General features: G+C 55.1%; 17 protein-coding genes. 14 read left to right on the top strand and 3 right to left on the bottom strand.

The window, feature by feature from the left end; genetic code table 11:
- Positions 1-98 precede the first annotated feature (98 nt).
- Together N909_RS0118245 and N909_RS0118250 are read right to left on the bottom strand one after the other, a co-directional pair.
- Positions 99-695 (bottom strand): 50S ribosomal protein L11 methyltransferase, encoded by a 597-nt coding sequence (locus tag N909_RS0118245; RefSeq protein ID WP_051689948.1) that lies wholly within the window; start codon positions 693-695, stop codon positions 99-101.
- Between the two features lie 11 nt (positions 696-706).
- Positions 707-1,648 carry an AEC family transporter gene (locus N909_RS0118250; protein ID WP_029917575.1) on the bottom strand — a complete coding sequence of 314 codons (942 nt, stop codon included), beginning with the start codon at positions 1,646-1,648 and terminating at the stop codon, positions 707-709.
- A gap of 362 nt (positions 1,649-2,010) precedes the next feature.
- On the opposite strand from N909_RS0118250, the gene N909_RS0118255 reads away from it, so the two are divergent.
- The 11 genes from N909_RS0118255 (at position 2,011) to N909_RS0118310 (ending at position 12,538) form a co-directional block, all read left to right on the top strand.
- Positions 2,011-3,120: a sensor histidine kinase gene (locus N909_RS0118255; protein ID WP_029917576.1), complete on the top strand. Its 1,110-nt coding sequence runs from the start codon at positions 2,011-2,013 to the stop codon at positions 3,118-3,120.
- Between the two features lie 26 nt (positions 3,121-3,146).
- The gene (locus tag N909_RS0118260) at positions 3,147-4,490 is read left to right on the top strand and encodes a sigma-54-dependent transcriptional regulator (RefSeq protein ID WP_029917577.1); all 1,344 of its coding nucleotides are present in this window, start codon (positions 3,147-3,149) and stop codon (positions 4,488-4,490) included.
- An 18-nt stretch (positions 4,491-4,508) separates the two neighbouring features.
- A complete protein-coding gene (locus tag N909_RS0118265; protein WP_029917578.1) occupies positions 4,509-5,816 on the top strand; it encodes a trypsin-like peptidase domain-containing protein in 1,308 nt (435 codons plus the stop codon).
- Between the two features lie 29 nt (positions 5,817-5,845).
- The gene (locus N909_RS0118270) at positions 5,846-6,412 is read left to right on the top strand and encodes a TlpA disulfide reductase family protein (RefSeq protein ID WP_051689949.1); all 567 of its coding nucleotides are present in this window, start codon (positions 5,846-5,848) and stop codon (positions 6,410-6,412) included.
- A gap of 6 nt (positions 6,413-6,418) precedes the next feature.
- Positions 6,419-7,171 (top strand): cytochrome c biogenesis CcdA family protein, encoded by a 753-nt coding sequence (locus N909_RS0118275; RefSeq protein ID WP_029917580.1) that lies wholly within the window; start codon positions 6,419-6,421, stop codon positions 7,169-7,171.
- Positions 7,172-7,261: 90 nt separating this feature from the next.
- Positions 7,262-7,699, top strand: a complete 438-nt coding sequence (locus N909_RS0118280; RefSeq protein WP_029917581.1) for a Fur family transcriptional regulator — start codon at positions 7,262-7,264, stop codon at positions 7,697-7,699.
- Between the two features lie 43 nt (positions 7,700-7,742).
- Positions 7,743-9,704 carry a ferrous iron transport protein B gene (gene feoB / locus N909_RS0118285; RefSeq protein WP_029917582.1) on the top strand — a complete coding sequence of 654 codons (1,962 nt, stop codon included), beginning with the start codon at positions 7,743-7,745 and terminating at the stop codon, positions 9,702-9,704.
- Positions 9,705-9,884: 180 nt separating this feature from the next.
- Entirely contained in the window at positions 9,885-10,538 is a 654-nt protein-coding gene (locus tag N909_RS0118295; RefSeq protein WP_029917583.1) for a metal-dependent transcriptional regulator, read from the top strand.
- A 66-nt stretch (positions 10,539-10,604) separates the two neighbouring features.
- Positions 10,605-11,171, top strand: coding sequence for a DNA-3-methyladenine glycosylase I (locus N909_RS0118300; RefSeq protein WP_029917584.1), 567 nt, complete (start codon positions 10,605-10,607; stop codon positions 11,169-11,171).
- A 24-nt stretch (positions 11,172-11,195) separates the two neighbouring features.
- A complete protein-coding gene (locus tag N909_RS0118305; protein ID WP_051689950.1) occupies positions 11,196-11,813 on the top strand; it encodes a dienelactone hydrolase family protein in 618 nt (205 codons plus the stop codon).
- Positions 11,814-11,998: 185 nt separating this feature from the next.
- Positions 11,999-12,538, top strand: coding sequence for a DUF3750 domain-containing protein (locus N909_RS0118310; protein WP_029917586.1), 540 nt, complete (start codon positions 11,999-12,001; stop codon positions 12,536-12,538).
- Positions 12,539-12,735: 197 nt separating this feature from the next.
- Here N909_RS0118310 and N909_RS0118315 read toward each other — a convergent pair whose 3' ends face one another.
- Positions 12,736-14,013, bottom strand: coding sequence for a hypothetical protein (locus N909_RS0118315; protein WP_029917587.1), 1,278 nt, complete (start codon positions 14,011-14,013; stop codon positions 12,736-12,738).
- 490 nt (positions 14,014-14,503) lie between these two features.
- Between N909_RS0118315 and prfB the strand changes: the two genes are divergently transcribed.
- The 3 genes from prfB to guaA all read left to right on the top strand — a co-directional run bounded on the left by prfB (position 14,504) and on the right by guaA (position 18,758).
- A protein-coding gene (prfB, locus tag N909_RS0118320) for a peptide chain release factor 2 (RefSeq protein ID WP_245613633.1) occupies positions 14,504-15,599 on the top strand; the annotation gives its coding sequence in 2 pieces (ribosomal slippage) (positions 14,504-14,572 and positions 14,574-15,599; 1,095 coding nt in all).
- A gap of 125 nt (positions 15,600-15,724) precedes the next feature.
- Positions 15,725-17,194 carry an IMP dehydrogenase gene (gene guaB / locus N909_RS0118325; protein WP_029917589.1) on the top strand — a complete coding sequence of 490 codons (1,470 nt, stop codon included), beginning with the start codon at positions 15,725-15,727 and terminating at the stop codon, positions 17,192-17,194.
- A gap of 4 nt (positions 17,195-17,198) precedes the next feature.
- Positions 17,199-18,758 (top strand): glutamine-hydrolyzing GMP synthase, encoded by a 1,560-nt coding sequence (guaA, locus tag N909_RS0118330; RefSeq protein ID WP_029917590.1) that lies wholly within the window; start codon positions 17,199-17,201, stop codon positions 18,756-18,758.
- The last annotated feature ends 28 nt before the right edge of the window (positions 18,759-18,786 follow it).

The following is an 18,786-nucleotide window of genomic DNA, read 5'->3' on the forward strand; positions in this document are numbered from 1 at the left end:
GACATATCTTGTCAGTGAGGCGGATCATTTTTTTGATCCGCCTCTTTTTTTTGCTCCGCGACCAGCCTGACCTGCATTTCGGATATTTTCAGCAGTCGCTAGCCTTTTTGCAGCAGTAGGGTCGTATAGTCTTCCAACCAGAGATTTTTCAGGGTCTTGCAGCCCAGCTGCTGATATCTGCTGCGGATATCAAAATTATCCTCCCAGGGAATACCGGACAGCAGCAAGTAGGCGTCTGGAGCGCAACGGTTAGTCAGGTCTGTCGCCGAGGCCAGCAGGATATCGCTATAGATGTTGGCGAGAACCAGGTTGAAGGCGGTTTCCTGCAGCTCTTCAAGGCGGCCGCAAAAGTGGTTGACCTGTCTCGACAAGCCGTTGATGAGACAATTACGGCGGCCGCTCTCAATGGCGGCCTGGTCAATGTCGACACAATAGGCCTCTGCGGCTCCGAAGAGGAGTGCGGTAATGCTCAGCAAGCCGGTACCGCTGCCAAAATCAAGCACTTTATCACCCGGGGCCACCAGCCCGGATTCGAGCAATTCCAGGCAGCTGCGGGTGGTTTCATGTTCTCCTGAGCCGAAGGCGCCGCGCTCCAGAATGATCGAGATCCCGGAAACCGGCTCGGGCGCCGAGTCTTCGGGTGACCGAATGGTGATCCTGCGGCCGATGGTCAATGGTTGATAATTATCCCGCATCAGAGTTGCCTTTAGAGAAGTCCGGTTCCCTTAAAGATCAGCAGCATCAGCGTATAACTGAAGGCTGAACCGAGGGTTGACATCATCACAATAGACCCGGCCAGTTCCGCATCCCCTTTGAGCTGATGGGCCATAATGTAGGTTGCAGTGGCGGCTGGCGTCCCGGCCAGAATTATACCGATCCCCAGGTCGGTGCCGGTTACGCCGAAGATAACCAGAATTCCGGCCGCGAGCAGGGGCAGACCGATCAGTTTGATGATGCTGGCCAGTCCTGCCAACTGCAGGTCTCCTTTTAACCGTTGCAGGGAGAAGGAACCGCCAATAGCGATCAGGGCCAGGGGGAGGGTGAGCCCGGCCGTGATGCCCAGGGCACGATCCAGGATCAGAGGCATGGGGATTTTTAAAAAACTCCAGCCGATGCCGAGAAAGGACGCCAGGATCAAAGGATCAAGGAGGATTTTACGCAACCAGGTTAAGCGATTCCTGCCCTGGGTTCCCGGTTGTGGCAGGAGCAGGGAGAGAATTGCAAACAGATTCAGGACCGGCACCAGAAAGCCCATCAGAATACCGGCGTTGGTCAGGCCGGTTTCGCCGTAGGCGTTCAGGCTGATGGCCAAGCCGATATAGGCCAGGTTGCCGCGGAAGGTTCCCTGACAGAAACTTCCTTTGGTCGGAGCGGAATAGCGGCGCAGGGTACTGAAGGAAAAAGACAGGGCAAAGGCCAACAAAATAGCCAACATCGAACCGGCGATCAGGGCCGGGTTGAAAAAGGCTGCAAATTCCGCCTTGGAGATTTTATAAAACAGCAGCAAGGGCAGAAAGATAACATAGACCAGCCGATTGGTCCGATGGAGAAACTGGTCGTCGAGCAGGCCGGTTTTTTTAAGCAGGGCTCCCAGGCTGATGACTAGAAACACCGGGATGACAATCGTGACAGTTTCGATCAGCAGCATGTTTCCTCCCTGAATTCGCAAGGATAGCCTAGATTGTTAGAGCTGTCTATATGGATCATTTGCCGTTGACTGTGTGGTCCGGAGTGGTGCTAGTGTCCCGTACGGTTAGTTCTCTATCCCAATTCCGGTCATTTTTGCCGCTGTCTACGTTCTGCCTTCCCAGCTAGGCCTGCGGCGGCACGCCTTGACAGCAACAAAAATGACTCAAAATTAATTCAAATAACTAACCAAACGGGACACTAGCAGCGTGGTTACGTCTGCTTAGCACTTCCGGTAGACAGTCGTAGCTATGAAGTGTAGAATATTCGACAAATAACTTTGGAAAAGTGATTGTTATTGTCATGAATTGGAGTCGGGCTGCCATGGCCATTGCTATTAGAAAACAGGATCGATTCAGACTGGGGTTGCTGATTCTGCTGGTTGGCTCAGTGACTGCCCTGCATTATCTGACCGCAACCCATTACATGCAGTTTCATGACATCTATCGCCGACTCTATTACCTGCCCATCATCCTGGGCGGACTCTGGTACGGCATTCCCGGCGGGGCCGGGGTGGCGATTCTGGTTTCGGTCATCTACGCCCCGCATGTGCTTTATCAATGGGGGCATATGCCCGCCGACAATCTCGAAAAATACCTCGAGATTCTGCTTTATAACCTGATCGGCTTCGTGACCGGATTTCTGTCGTCGAGAATCTTTGCCGAGCGCCGCCAGGTCGAGGAAAACATGCAGCGTCTGCAGGAGAGTTATGCCAAATTGCGCGAACAGGCGGATCTGATCATGGAGATCGAGGATCAGTTGCGGCAGGCGGACCGGTTGACCGCACTTGGCGAATTATCCGCAGGAATGGCCCATGAAATTCGTAATCCCCTTGGGTCGATTCGCGGGACCGCAGAAATTCTCAAGGATGCGCTGCCCGCTGACAGCCGTTACGGTGAGTTTGGAGAGATCCTGATCAGTGAAGTGGAACGGTTGAACAAAGTGGTCGAGGACTTTTTAAGTTTCGCCCGTTCCGAACAAACCGAAACCGAAGATTTCGACCCTAACAGCGTGCTCAGGGAAGTCCTCCAGTTCAGTCGTCAACAGCTTAAACGGCAACGCACTGAGATTGAATGGCAGGAGGTCGCCTTGCCACGGGTGGTTGGCAACGCCGGTCAGTTCAAACAGGTTTTTCTTAATTTAATTTTGAATGCCTTGCAGGCCATGGGGGATAAAGGGCGGATTCGGATCAACGGGGCGCTTGACGACAAAGGACGGGTTGTGCTGAGTTTTCAGGACAGCGGCCCGGGGATTGCAGCTGAGAATCTGGACAAAGTGTTCAACCCGTTTTTTACCACCAAATCCGACGGTACCGGGCTAGGTCTGGCTATCACCTATCGCATCGTGCAAAATCATGGCGGCCGTATCAGTGTCGCCAACGTACCTGCCGGGGGCGCGGAATTCAGGCTGGAACTGCAACCGGCCATGCGTTAACGCAAGTTTTTGTGGAGAAACTCACCTTGAAACAAATACTGTTGATTGATGATGACAATTCTTTACGCCGGGTCATGGAATTTCAGCTGCAGGAGGCCGGTTACCAGGTGCTCACGGCCCGGGACGGACAGCAGGGGCTGGTCGCCTTCCGCCAGCATCGGCCACCGCTGGTGATTACGGATGTGCAGATGCCGGGGATCAGTGGCTACGATGTTCTTCAGGAAGTGCTCAGCCTCGAACCACAGACCCTGGTGATCATCGTGACTGCATTCAGTACGGTGGAGCAAGCGGTCGACGCAATGAAGGTTGGGGCCTATGATTACCTGGCAAAACCGTTCAGCCGTGACCAACTCTGTCTGACCGTGGCCAAGGCCTTCGAATTTCGGAACCTCAAACAGGAGAACAGCGCCCTGCGCGACGTTCTGGCGGCGCGGGATGATTCATTACGGATTATCGGTGAATCCAGCGCGATGACGCAGTTGCTGCAACGGGTTGAGAAGGTGGCCGTCAGCCAGGCTTCGATCCTGATCAGCGGGGAAAGCGGCACCGGTAAGGAGGTCATTGCCCAGACTATTCACCAACGCTCTGAGCGCCATGCCGGTCCCTTTATTGCGGTCAATTGCGCCGCCATCCCCAAAGATCTTATCGAGAGTGAGCTGTTCGGGCATATCAAGGGCTCTTTTACCGGCGCGGTGAAGGATCGAAAGGGCAAATTCAGTCTTGCCGATAAGGGGACCCTGTTCCTGGATGAGATCGGAGAGCTGCCCGTCGATCTGCAGCCGAAACTCCTGCGAGCACTCCAGGAGCAGCAGATCGAGCCGGTGGGAGGGACCACTGAACAGGTTGATGTGCGGGTGGTCGCCGCCACCAACCGCAATCTTGAAGAGGCCATGGCCGCCGGGACTTTCCGCGATGACCTCTATTACCGACTGGCGGTTGTGCCGCTGGAATTACCGCCCCTGCGGCAACGGAAGGAGGACATACCGCTGTTTGTTCAGTATTTTTTGAACAAGCAGCAGGCCGGAGCCCAGGTCAGGATGACCGACCAGGTCCTGCAGAGCCTGCAGAAGTACGATTGGCCGGGTAATGTCCGCGAGTTGGAAAATGTTGTTGAACAGATGTTGATCCTGCGCAATTCCGATGTTATCGATCTGGCCGATCTGCCGGAGCGGATCGGCCGACCGGCGGGCCGGGGCAAGGGGGTGTTGAACCTGCCGGAAGAGGGGTACTCCCTGGAGGAACTGGAAAAGGAAGCGGTTGTCGAGGCGCTGCGGCGCTGCCAGGGGAATAAAAGCAAGGCCGCCAATTTTTTACGGATTCCTCGGCACACCCTATTGTATCGTTTGGAAAAATACCATATTGAAGCCTAACCAGTCAGGTGTCGGACTATGATTTTACGTCGATTTATGCTGCCGTTTCTTGTTATCCTGCTCTGTCAACCAGCTCTTGCCGCCAACCGGCGGACCGCAGTGGTTGATGCCGTGGCCAAGGCCCGTGTCGCGGTCGTGAACATTCGGACCGAAAAGATTGTGCAGCATGGCAACAACCCGTTTTTCGGCTTTGGGGATTCGATTTTTGACCAGTTTTTCCGGGAGCTGATGCCGTCGCAAAGCTACCGCACCCAGGCCCTCGGTTCCGGGGTGATTATCGATGCACAGGGGCACATCCTGACCAATGCCCACGTGGTCGATAAAGCCTCCAAAATCTATGTGGCCCTGTCGGAAAACAGTCGGGAACTGGAAGCAAAACTGATCGGCAAGGATACGCGGATTGACCTGGCCGTATTGAAGATTGTCGAACCGGGGCCCTATCCCTTTTTGGCGCCGGGGCGTTCCGACGACCTGATGCTCGGAGAGACGGTCATCGCCATCGGTAACCCCCTGGGGCTGGGGCATTCCATCACCACCGGTATTGTCAGCTCTCTCAAGCGGAGAATTCAGCTCAGCGAGCAGCTCTCTTCAGTCTTTATCCAGACCGATGCGCTGATCAACCCTGGCAACTCCGGTGGTCCCTTGATCAATGTCAACGGGGAACTGATCGGTATCAATACGGCGATTGCCAGGCAGGCTCAGGGGATCGGCTTCTCCATCCCCATCGATATCGCCAAGCGGGTGCTGGCCGATTTGATCGAATACGGTCGGGTCCGGCGCGGTTTTCTCGGCCTGATTGTCGGCGAAGTCAGTCCCGCGTTCGTGCGGTCCTATGGCAACGGCGGGGTGCTGGTGGATGATGTGCTCCCCCAGTCTCCGGCGGAGCAGGCCGGACTGCAGGCCGCTGACGTCATCCTGTCCATCGACGGTATTCCGCTGGCTTCACCAGCGCAATATCATTCTCTGGTGCAGACCTATACCCCGGGTGACGGTTTTGAGATCTCCCTGTTGCGCGGCCTGAAAGAGCATTCTGTCAAAGTTGTGCTATCGCCCTTGCCCGAAGGATATGAATTATCATATACTCGCAGAGTTTTCGGATTCGGTCTGGAACAAAGCAGCAGGGGGATGCTGATCGACCGGGTTGATAACGGCACACCCGCTGACCGGGTCGGCCTCAAGCGGGGCGATCTGGTCGTCAAAATAGATGATGTCACAATCAAGACCCTGGAGGATTTCAACCAGGCGATGGAAGATCGTCTGGGGCAAAAACCGCTGACCTTTACCGTGGTCAGGGACCAGGTTGCTTATCTGGTGGAACTGCCGTGAAGATTCTCACACAAATAATGGGAGAGAACATGCTGAAAATCGGATCCAAAGGACTTGGCTTGGTCCTGGCCTGCGTATTTGCCGGGGTGTTGCTCGCCGGTTGCAACAACGAATCATCCTCCGAGAAGGAAGGCGAGGCTCAGGCTGCCCCGGCGGCTCCAGCGGGGATGATCGGTCTGCCGGCTCCGGATTTCACCCTGACCGATATGCAGGGGCAGCAGGTCAGTCTGTCGCAGTTCCGGGGGAAGATCGTTATCCTTAATTTCTGGGCAACCTGGTGTCCTCCCTGCGTCGAAGAGATGCCTTCCATGGAGCAGCTTTACCGGGAATTCAAAGATAAGGACCTGGTCGTGCTCGCAGTCAATGTCGAGAGCAGCGGCCAGGAAGCGGTCGGCGAGTTTCTGGCCAAGAAGCCATACAGCTTCAAGATTCTGCTCGATCCCGATGCCGAAATCCAAAACACTTATGGCGTGTTTCGCCTGCCGGAAAGTTTCCTGATCGATCGTAACGGAATTGTTGTGGAAAAGGTCATCGGCGGGCGCAATTGGCGACTGGGCGATCTGTACGAAAAAATTTCCTTCCTGGTAAAGGGGTGATCGGCTATGGGAGGCGGCGCCGATATCACCATCTGGATCGCTTTTTCTGCGGGGGTGTTGTCCTACTTTTCCCCCTGTGTACTGCCCCTGATTCCTTCATACCTGACCTATATCTCCGGGTTGTCCTTCGGCCAGCTGAAGGAAGAACACCCCGGAGCACAGGTGCGGCTGACCATTCTTGCCCACTCGCTGATGTTCATCACCGGGTTCTCGCTGGTGTTCATCGCCCTCGGTGCCCTGGCCGGACTGGCTTCCGCGTCCTTTGAGCTGCATCTGCGCGACAGTCTGGGGATTATTCAGAAAATCGGCGGGGTGCTGATTTTCCTGTTCGGCATCCATCTCAGCGGGCTGTTTCATTTCGGTATCCTGCTCGGTGAGAAACGGGTCCAACTCCGCAATAAACCGGCCGGCTTCATCGGGACCCTGTTGGTCGGTATCGCCTTTGCCGCCGGCTGGACCCCCTGTATCGGACCGATTCTCGGAGCCATTCTGACCATCGCCGCCGGCAGCTCGGGCGGGGCCGGCAAAGGGGTGCTGCTGCTTAGTGTCTATTCCGCAGGGCTGGGGGTTCCATTCCTGATCTCAGGTCTGCTGTTCCACGCTTTTCTCAACTTTTTCGACCGTTTCAAAAAGCATATCCGCATTGTCGAAATCCTCACCGGCGGCTTACTCATGGTCGCTGGCATTTTGTTGTTTTTTGACCTTTTGACCCCCATCACCAGCTTTCTGTACCGGACCTTTCCCATGTCCCTGGGATAGGTTCCGGCAGGAATAAAAGCTTGATATTTGCGCGTCTTTCCTTTAGTTTTCTGAAAGTCATTTTCAATATTTAAAAAAGGAGGTGCGACGATGGACAGGGTAGCCGTTTTCAACGAATACGTGCGGCAGAAAGGCCTTAAAAATACCAGCCAGCGGATGACAATCCTGGAGACATTCCTCAATTCCAAGTCCCATTATTCCACCGAAGAACTTTATCTGAAACTGCGCAAGAAAAATCCCAAGATCGGTTACGCAACCGTGCATCGGACCCTGAAATTGTTTGCCGAATGTGGGATTGCCACGGAGCTGAACTTCGGTGATGGTCAGGCTCGTTTTGAACCGGTGCATGACGAACAGCACCACGACCATCTGGTCTGTACCCGCTGCGGCAACATCATCGAATTTGAAGAGCCGAGGATTGAAGTGTTGCAGGAAGAGATCGGCCGAAAATATGATTTCAGGATTGAAAATCATCGCCACGAACTTTATGGCGTTTGCGCTGAATGTTCAGCCAAGAAGAAAAACTGAAACTCGATGAAAAATTCCCGCGTATCGGAAAGTCCTTGTTGTTATGTCAGACATGCCATCATCCGCCCCTAAGGTTGTCCTGGTCGGCAACCCGAATGTGGGCAAAAGTGTTCTTTTTAATGTTCTTACCGGCGCCTATACGACCGTATCAAATTATCCCGGAACCTCGGTTGAGGTATCCACTGGCCATTGCCTGATAGACGGCACCCGTTACGAAATCCTCGATACCCCCGGCATGTATTCAATGATGCCGATTACCGAAGAGGAACGGGTTGCGCGCAAGATCCTGCTGACCGATGATCCCCATGCGGTCATTCATGTGCTCGATGCCCGTAATCTGGAGCGGATGCTGCCGATGACCCTGCAGCTGATCGAAGCCGGCCTCCCGGTGATTCTGGTGGTCAACATCCTGGATGAGGCCAAGCGTCTGGGCATGCAGATCGATCTGGAACTGCTCCAGGAAAACCTCGGCGTGCCGGTTATCGGCGCGGTGATGAAACGTAGAGTCGGCCTCGACGAGCTGCGTCAGGCCATCGCCCAGTACGCCATGGTGCCACATAAACCTTTTATCTATGCGCAGGATCTGGAGAAGGATATTCATGACCTGGTCGGGCTGATCAATAATGGCGATTATCGCTTGAGTCGCCGGGCCACCAGCCTGCTCTTGCTGCAGCGGGATGAGGAGATTGAACAGTTGGTCGCCAGCAAAGAGAGCGCTGCCGATTTTGAGCTGCTGCGGGAACGAATTCGCGAAATCTCTTTCCGCCGGCGGGCCGACCTGCATCTGCAGATCAGTCTCGAACGCCGGAAAGTCTGTCGGCAGATGCTCGACGGGGTGGTGGTCGAAAAAGAAAAGAACGGCGAAACCTTCAGCGAAAAATTATCCCGCTGGATGGTCAACCCGATCAGCGGAACTCCGATCCTGCTCCTGGTGGTTTATTTCGGTCTGTTTCGCTTTGTCGGTGGTTTCGGGGCCGGTACCCTGGTCGATTTTCTGGAAGGGACCCTGTTTGAGGGGTATATCAACCCGCCGGTGATCGCTTTCGTCCAAAATCATGTCTCCGCCCATTGGTTGTTCGAGCTGCTGGCCGGTGAGTACGGTCTCTGGACCCTCGGTATCCGTTATGCCGTGGCCCTGGTTCTGCCGATTGTTGGTTCCTTCTTCCTGGTCTTTTCCCTGCTTGAAGATACCGGCTACTTCCCTCGTCTGGCGCTGCTGGTTGATCGCCTGTTCAAGCGGATTGGCTTGTCCGGCCGGGCGGTGATTCCAATTATTCTCGGTTTCGGCTGCGATACCATGGCGACCCTGGTCACCCGGACTCTGGAGACCAAGCGCGAACGGGTTATTGCCACTCTGCTGCTGGCGCTGGCCATCCCCTGCAGCGCCCAGCTCGGGGTTATCCTCGGCCTGCTTTCGGTGGCACCCGGAGCACTCTTGGTCTGGGCCTGTTTTCTGTTGCTGGTTTTTCTGCTGATCGGATTTCTGGCGGCGCACTTGCTTCCCGGTGACAGTCCGGTATTTTATATGGAAATACCTCCGCTTCGGTTGCCTCAGCTGCGTAACGTGGTTATCAAAACCCTGACCCGGATGCAGAGTTACTTTATCGAGATCCTGCCGTTGTTTCTGATCGCGTCGGTGATCCTCTGGGCCGGGAAAATGACCGGCCTGCTCGAGGCCTTGATTAATGCCCTGGCTCCGTTTGTGCGCGCCATCGGTCTGCCGGTCGAGGCAACCACGGCCTTTGTGTTCGGGTTTTTCCGGCGCGATTTCGGAGCGGCCGGTCTTTACGACCTGCAGACTTCGGGGTTGTTGTCCGTTGAACAGCTGACTGTTGCAGCGGTCACCCTGACCCTGTTTGTCCCTTGCGTCGCCCAGTTCCTGGTCATGGGGAAGGAGCGGGGCGTCAAAGTCGCCCTTGGCATCTTGGTTTTTGTGACCCTGTTGGCTTTTTCATCCGGTTGGGTGCTCAATAAAATCCTTCTCGGAACAGGCTTTCTGACATGATTTGCGGCTTTTGCCATAAAGAAATTCCGGAACAGGTCGGCGCTCCTGAAGGCGCTAAGTCCTGTGGTCATTGCTTCGGCGGCTGTCATAAGATCCACTGCCCATATTGCGGTTACGCCAATCCGGCCCCGGGAAAATTTTTCAATCGGCTGTTACGAAAACAGGAAAGGGATAAGTGAGATGGATAGACTTTCCGAAAAAGCGGAAGAAATTCTCGAGTCTCTCTGGGTTTTAACCGTCGAAGGGGATAGTGTCGGCTGCCTGCAATCCGCCCTTGATGTCGGCACGGATTCCGAGGAACTGAAGGAACTTTTGCAGCGAGCCTATGTGGAAGTCCGCGATGATCGGGTGTATCTGCGTAAAGAGGGTTATGCCGAGGCCCGGATGACGGTGCGCAGGCATCGTCTGGCCGAGCGTCTGACCATGGATATCCTCGGTATCGAAGGGGATGAGGCCAATGAGCAGGCCTGCGCCTTTGAGCACCTGCTGCGGCAGGGGGTCGACACCAAGCTCTGTACCCTGTTGAATCACCCCACCAAGTGCCCTCATGGCAACCCGATTCCACCCGGCGATTGCTGTGTCGAGGCCCGCCAGGCGGGTGAGCCCGGGATTGTTGCCATGACCGAACTGAAATCCGGCGAACTCGGAGAGATTGCCTATCTGTCGGCCAGTGATGACAAAAAAATGCAGAAGCTCATGAGTATGGGGGTGCTGCCCGGGAGTCAGCTGCTGCTGATGCAGAAGTTTCCCAGTTATATTTTCAAGGTCGGGCACTCGCAATTTGCCATTGATGATATTCTGGCCCGGGAGATTCATATCCGTCGGCCGCAATAATAGCACTTTGACCGTTTCGGTTTGGCGTCCGGCCAATATTCAATTGCTCAGGAAGGTGATTTCGCCATGAAACAGCGTTGTGCCTGGTGTTCGGAAGATCCCCTGTATCTTGATTACCATGATCAGGAGTGGGGGGTGCCCCAGTTTGACGAAGTGAAACTCTTTGAAAAACTCTGCCTGGAAGGGGCTCAGGCCGGACTGAGTTGGCTGACCATTCTGAAAAAACGGGAAAGCTACCGGGCCGCTTTTGATGGCTTCCTGTGGGAGAAGATCGCCCGCTACGATGAAAACGATGTCACCAGGCTGCTGGCTGACGTGGGGATTGTGCGCAATCGCCTCAAAGTTCGGGCGGCGATCAAAAATGCCCGTGCGGTGATGACCCTGAAAGAGCAGGGCGATTCCTTCGCCGATTTTCTGTGGCGCTATGTTGATGGCCGACCCCGGCAGAACGCCTGGAAAACCATGGCCGAGGTCCCGGCTCAGACCAAAGAGTCACAGCAGATGAGCAAGGATCTGAAAGCTCTCGGCTTTACCTTTGTCGGCCCGACCATCTGCTATGCCTTCATGCAGTCTGTCGGCATGGTCAACGATCATACTGTTGACTGCTTCCGCTACCCGGAACTGAGGCGCTGATCTGTTGCTCTGCTCCCAATTGTCATGCAACTGTTTGTAATCAGCGATATCTTTGGTGCAACTCCGGCCCTGGCTGAGCTTGTTGCGGGTTTAGCAGATTGTTATCGGCAGGTGCTGATTATCGATCCTTATGGCGGCGTTGACATGGCCTTTCCCAACGAAGCTGAGGCCTACGGTTATTTCCAACAGCATGGCGGTCCAGGTCAGCTGTTGGAACAGGTCAAAACGCAGCTCAGGGCAACGGCTTCCCCCTTTGACCTTCTCGGTTTCAGCGTCGGCGCAACCTGCGCCTGGCAGGTCTCTGCTTGTCATGAGTTCAAGCAGCTTCGGCACTGTTCCTGCTTCTATGGATCAAGAATCCGTGACCATCTGGACAGCCAACCGCAATGCCCGACCAGCCTTGTCTTCCCTTGCCGGGAAAAGTCCTTTGCGATTGACCCGTTTATCGACGCTTTGCAAAACAAACCAAATACCACGGCGATCAAAACCGAATATCTGCACGGCTTTATGAATTCCCTTTCGCAGAATTATTCAGCGCATGGCTATCGCTTTTATTTAAACTGGCTGCGCGAAAAAGCCGCTCAATTGCCCATTGCGGGGCCTGCGCGGGAAGCGGTCGGTCCTCACCGTGTTTCCTGTTAATCGAGCGGTTGCCGATTTTCGACCATTTTCCTTTCCGTTTTGGTCTGCTTCTCCTGAAAGTTGTTGAAAAAGTCCCTTCTGGGTACAGCCCTTTTCAGCGGGCCGCTCCGGTCGTTATAATAGTTTCAAATCGATTGCTGTCCAACGCTGGGATGGCCATGTTTTCCTTGCTCAGGAGAAGAACTATGAGTTCTCCATATCGTTGGTGTCTGCTGTTATTGGTAGTTGCCCTTGCGGCGGGTTGTTCATCAAACAATGACTGGCGTACGGCCAGTCGTCAGTCAGCCGGACTGGCGCCCGAGCCAGCCACAACCAAAGAAGCTGTGCTGCAGGTTTATGGTGCTGACGCCTGGGGTTGGCGTGGATTGTTCGCTATTCACACCTGGATCGCGGCCAAGAAGACCGGTGAAGATACTTACACCGTCTATGATGTGGTCGGTTGGCGGGGGCGGCATGGCCAGCCGGTCATGCGCATCAGCCGAGGTGTTCCCGATCGCTATTGGTATGGGGCGCAGCCTCAGTTGCTGAAAGATTTGCGTGGTGCTCAGGTCGATCCGCTGATCGACGCCGTTGACCGGGCGGCCCGGGATTATCCCTGGAAAAACACCTATCAGGTTTTTCCGGGACCGAACAGCAACACCTTTACCGCCTGGATTGCCAAGGAGGTTCCACAGCTTAAGCTGGAATTGCCCTTCAAGGCCATCGGCAGCGGTTATGTCGACTGAGTATCGGGCTGTAGATGCAACGTCGTCGTTAAATTGACAATTTCCCATTTTGTGAAATACTTTGTGACGCAGGAAGGGAGTCCGGTCGAATCAGATTCTGGAGAGAGATGACGAACGAACTTGCCGACTCTTGATACGTCAGGCGAGAGAATGCCCAGCGGCTTCCTTCCTGCTGAATCCTGTCCGCCATATTCCCCTCAGCCGAACCAGACCCAGTTCAATCCCCCGGCAACCAGCCACATCGCAACCAGATATTTCCAATGCAGTTTGATGATTTCGGTGCTGCCGGCCTGGTAGCGACTGACCATGGCCAGACCGATTCCGGACAGCGGACTGCAACCGTTGGCCAGTCCCCAGACAAACAGGTACATGAAGGCCAGTTGGGTTGGTTCGACGTGCAGTGGGGCCAGGAACGGGCTGACCGAGGCGATACTGACCACAGGGTGGATTCCGATCAGGCAGAGTAGTGACATGACGCCACTGAGCAGCATGAACAGCTCTGGAGTAAATGCCGTGATATCGAAAGACAGGGTCTGGGGAAAGGTTTTAATTAAAGCTTCGATGCCGGTGGAGAAAACCCCGGCGACCAGGAACAGGGCATATTGGCTAGACGTGTTGGCCAGACGTTGGTTGACGAACTGAACGGCTTGCTTGCCGCGCGGTCGGACTTTCATGAATGCCAGCGCGCCGATGGGCGCGAGCAGGCTGATGATATAGAGGATGCCGATCCCGGGTGCCAGCCAATGGCCGATGAGCACAAAAATTGCCAGGAACATCGGCATGATCAGGCTTTCGAAGGTCAGAGGATAGCCTTCAAAATCATCCCCTGCCAGTTTGTAGGCGTCACGGTAGGTGAGCAGAAACATCGGCAGGGTCAGCAGCAGCCCCGGGAGCATGGTTTTTTGCCATTCCGCGCCCGGGGCGTAGGTCATGGCGACCCCGGTGGCGACAAAGAACGGTGACCAGAAGGCCGCGGTGCTGAAGCTGCGCATGGCCAGCTGGACCTGGGCTTTAGTCAGCTTGCCGGAACGCATCAGGCGGTCGCCGACCACGAAAACAATGGAGAGATTGATCACCGCCCCGAGCAGGTGGCAGGTCAACATGGTTGAGAGGATCCCTTTGCGGCCACGCGGTAGTGTAGACTTTTGTTCGATGGGATTAGCCAGGGACAGAAAGGAGACCGCCCCAAGCATGGTTACCAGGGGGATGTTGCGGGACAGCAATGTGACGATATTGATCGAGGTGCCTTTCAGCAGGGCTGTGCCGAGCATGGCCAGGCCACAGAATAGCAGACAGAGCGTTTGTTGTTTGGCGGTCCGGCCCAGTTGCGGCCAGCATGCCAGAACCGCGGACCAGCCGCAGGCGGCAGGGACCAGGGTTGGCAGCGGAGTGACCACGGTGAGCAGGGATAAGAAGCAACTGAGAGCAATGAGCCAGCCGATCAGTGCGGTACGTTGTTGCGGTGTGATGGACATAGTGGCGGTCCTTGGATATTTCTGGATTGAGCCGGGATACGGATCAGCCGATTTGTTATGAACAGTGTTGCGGCGATACGGCGGGACTAGCAGGTCATTGAAAAGGTCCGTGGCGGAACTTCTCACACACGGTGGTGGAGAACGCGATTTTTCTCACCGTGTAAAATCAATTAGTTAACAAGCCGTCATTGATTTTGATCGCTTATCCATTGCTTGGCAGGCTGTTTTATAAGGGCCTGCCAGGCCTGCGGGTGTCGTCAGGATACTGTCCGAATAGGCAGTCTTTGCGACCGAAATAGCAACATACTATGCCTGATTCTGTGGTGATCGTCCAGTCTTCAATCGAATTGAGAGGAGTTTGACCGAAAAGAAATAGAAAATATTGCAAACGAGGCTGTTTTTTGCCGATGGCTTGAGCTATACTGCTCGGCTATTCACATGAACCCAAACTTATTATCAATAGATCCAGATCTAAATACAGGAGTAGAGCATGTTTCGTGAGCCGAAAGAAAGCGTCAAGGAATTGCAGGGGAAACTTCAGGAACTATGGAGGTATCTTTGACGTCCCTGGCAAAATAGAGCGGGTTGCCGAATTAGAGGCGGAGATTGCCCGTCCGGAGTTCTGGAACCGGGGCGATGCCGCCCAGGAGCTGCTGAAAGAGCGGACCCGGCTGCAGAAGGTTGTTCAGGACTGTAGCTCTGCCAAGCGGCAGCTTGAAGATATCCAGGTGCTGATTGAGCTGGGCGAAGAAGGGGAGGATGAAGAGACGCTGGCGGAAGTGCAGGAACTGCTTCCCGAAGTGACCCAACTCATCGATCGGATGGAGTTTGCGCGGATGCTGTCCGGCGAACATGATGCCAACAACGCCACCCTGAGTATCAATGCTGGGGCGGGTGGCACCGAAGCCCAGGATTGGGCGGATATGCTGCTGCGCATGTACGTCCGCTATTGTGAGCGGAAAGGGTTCAAAGTCGAGTTTACCGAATATCAGGCCGGCGACGATGCCGGTTTGAAAAGCGCCACTTTTACTGTTGAAGGCGACTATGCCTACGGCTACCTGAAAGCGGAAAGCGGAATCCATCGTTTGGTGCGGATTTCCCCCTTCGACGCCAATTCACGTCGTCATACCTCCTTCTGTTCCGTGTTTGTCTTTCCTGAACTGGATGATTCCGTCGAGGTCGAGATCGAAGACAAGGATATCAAGGTCGATACGTTCCGGGCCAGCGGCGCAGGTGGCCAGCACATCAATAAGACCGATTCGGCCATCCGGATCACCCATATTCCGACCGGAATTGTGGTCGCCTGCCAGAATCAGCGTTCCCAGCACAGCAACCGGGCGACTGCGTTGAAACAGCTCAAGGCACGCTTGTATGAACTGGAAATTCGCAAAAAAGAAGAGGAAGCCGCGGCTTTCTCCGAGGAGAAGAAAGAGATCGGTTGGGGTAGTCAGATTCGTTCTTATGTTCTTCATCCTTACCGCATGGTCAAGGATCATCGAACCGGTCACGAAACCGGGAACACGGATGCCGTTCTTGACGGCGATCTGGACGGCTTCATAGAAGCCTACCTGTTGCAGGGAAAATAGACATCGGAAGAATTCAATTACGGCGCTTGCCCTCTGGGTAAGCGCCGTAATTGATTGACTTGCGATCATCTTTTGAATAAGCTTATCGGTTAAATATTTATCTTCCTCCAGTAGAAGGAGCAGTCATGCAAGATGCTGAAATTCCCATAGGTTTAACTTTTGACGACGTATTGCTGGTGCCGGCCCATTCCCAGGTGCTACCAAAAGAAGTCGATCTGACCACCCAACTGACCAGAACCATCAAACTGAATATCCCACTGCTCTCCGCAGCCATGGATACCGTGACCGAATCACGGGCCGCGATCTGCATGGCGCGCGAAGGAGGGCTCGGGATTATCCATAAGAATATGAGTCCGACCGCTCAGGCGACAGAAGTCGACCAGGTCAAAAAATCGGAAAGCGGGATGATTGTCGATCCGATTACCATGGAGCCTGATCAGAAAATCTACGAAGCGCTCAAGGTGATGGAAAAATACCGGATCTCCGGTGTCCCGGTGACTAAAAACGGTAAGCTGGTTGGCATCATGACCAACCGCGATCTGCGTTTTGAAACCAACGTCGACCAACCGATCTCCAATGTCATGACCAAGGAGAACCTGGTCACGGTGCCGCCCGGAACCACCCTGGAAGAGGCCAAGTACCATTTGCATAAGCATCGTATCGAAAAACTGCTGGTGGTTGACGACAAAGGCGTTCTCAAAGGCCTGATCACCATCAAGGATATTGAAAAGGTGCGCAAGTACCCCTCGGCCTGTAAAGATGATCTGGGCCGGTTGCGGGTCGGTGCAGCGGTTGGAGTCGGTGCCGATCTGGATGAACGCGCGGCCGCTCTGGTCAAGGCCGGGGTTGACCTGCTGGTGATCGATACCGCCCATGGTCACAGCCAGGGAGTGCTCGACACCATCGCCCGGATCCGCAAAGAATATCCGCAAGTCCAGTTAATGGCCGGAAATATTGCCACTGCCGCTGCTGCCCAGGCGTTGGTGGATGCCGGGGTCGACGCTATCAAGGTCGGTATCGGGCCGGGTTCGATCTGCACCACCCGGGTTGTGGCCGGGGTTGGTGTCCCACAGATTACCGCAATTCAACAGGTTGCCAAAGTGGCCCGTGCCGCCGGTATCCCACTGATCGCCGATGGCGGTATCAAATTTTCCGGGGATCTGCCGAAAGCTGTCGCTGCCGGTGCCGATGTTATCATGATCGGCTCCCTGTTTGCCGGCACCGAAGAGTCGCCCGGTGAAACCATCCTCTATCAGGGGCGGACCTACAAATCCTATCGCGGCATGGGCAGCATGGGAGCCATGAAACAGGGGAGCAAGGATCGCTATTTCCAGGCCGACGAAGAAGATGTCAAGCTGGTCCCGGAAGGGATCGAAGGACGGGTGCCGTATCGTGGGCCCCTCTCGGACAATATCCATCAGCTGATCGGTGGCCTGCGCTCGGGAATGGGCTATACCGGCTGTCGCACCATTAAAGATCTGCAGCAAAAGGGCCAGTTCGTGCGGATCACCAATGCCGGACTGCGGGAGTCTCATGTTCATGACGTGACCATCACCCAGGAGGCGCCCAACTACCGCATGGAAAGGAACAACTGAGTCCATGGCTGATATTCATCGTGAAAAGATCCTGATTCTGGACTTTGGTTCCCAGTATACCCAGCTGATTGCCCGCCGGGTTCGTGAATGTCACGTTTACTGTGAACTGCATCCTTTTGATATGAGCCTGGACGAGATCAAGGCCTTCGGCGCCCAGGGGATTATCCTCTCCGGGGGGCCGAAATCGGTCTATGAAGAGGGCGCCCCGGCGATAACCGAGGAGCTGTTCGAACTCGGGATTCCGATCCTTGGCATCTGCTACGGGATGCAGCTGATCTGCCGGCACTTCGGTGGTGAGGTGGTCCCGGCCGGCAAGCGCGAGTACGGTCACGCGGAACTGGCTGTCAAGGGAGTGCCCGGGCCGTTGTTCGAAGGTTTTTTTGTCGACGGGAAAAGTTCGGTGTGGATGAGTCACGGCGATCATGTCGCCACTATTCCGGATAACTTCGAGGTTGTTGCCGAGACGGGCAACGCCCCGGTCTGCGCCATTCAGAACGTGGCCCGCAAGCTCTATGGGGTGCAATTCCACCCGGAAGTCAATCACACCCCGCAGGGAGCGCAGCTGGTCAACACCTTTGTACGCAAGATCTGCGGCTGTGCCGGACAGTGGACCCCCGGGAAAATCATCGAGGACGCCGTGGCCCGCATCCGCGAACAGGTCGGGTCCGATCAGGTTATTCTCGGCCTGTCGGGGGGCGTCGATTCTTCGGTTGCTGCAGCTTTGATTCATCGTGCCATCGGTGATCAGCTGCACTGTGTCTTTGTCGATAACGGTCTGTTGCGGCTGGACGAAGGGGACCAGGTCATGGCGACCTTTGCCGGCAACCTGGGGGTCAAGGTGACCCGGGTTAATGCGCAGCAACGTTTTTATTCAGCTTTGACAGGGGTTGCCGATCCGGAGCAGAAGCGGAAGATCATCGGCAACCTGTTCGTTGATATCTTCGAGGAAGAGTCGAACAATATCACCGACGCTACCTGGCTGGCCCAGGGGACCATCTATCCGGATGTTATCGAATCCGCCGGCGCCAAAACGGGTAAGGCCCACAACATCAAAAGCCACCACAATGTCGGCGGCCTGCCCGATTACATGAAGTTGAAACTGCTGGAACCGTTGCGGGAACTGTTCAAGGACGAAGTCAGAACCGTCGGTGAAGAGCTCGGTCTGCCAAAACAGATGGTCTGGCGCCATCCCTTCCCGGGTCCCGGCCTCGGGGTGCGGGTGTTGGGGGAAGTCAAGGAAGAGTACTGCGACATCCTGCGGCAGGCCGATGCCATCTATATCGACGAGCTGTACCGCAGCGGTCATTACCACAAGATCAGCCAGGCCTTTGCGGTGTTCCTGCCGGTCAAATCAGTGGGGGTCATGGGCGACGGCCGGACTTACGAATATGTCATTGCCCTGCGCGCGGTCGAGACCAAAGACTTCATGACCGCGGGCTGGTATCCCATGCCCTATGCGGATCTGGCGCGGATCAGCAACCGCATCATCAACGAGGTCAAAGGGGTTAACCGGGTGACCTATGATATCTCCAGCAAGCCGCCGGCAACCATCGAGTGGGAATAACCGGTTGGTGAAACGGTTTTACCTGAAA

Origin of the sequence: Pelobacter seleniigenes DSM 18267 (genome assembly GCF_000711225.1) — a bacterium.
GTDB lineage: Bacteria > Desulfobacterota > Desulfuromonadia > Desulfuromonadales > Geopsychrobacteraceae > Seleniibacterium > Seleniibacterium seleniigenes.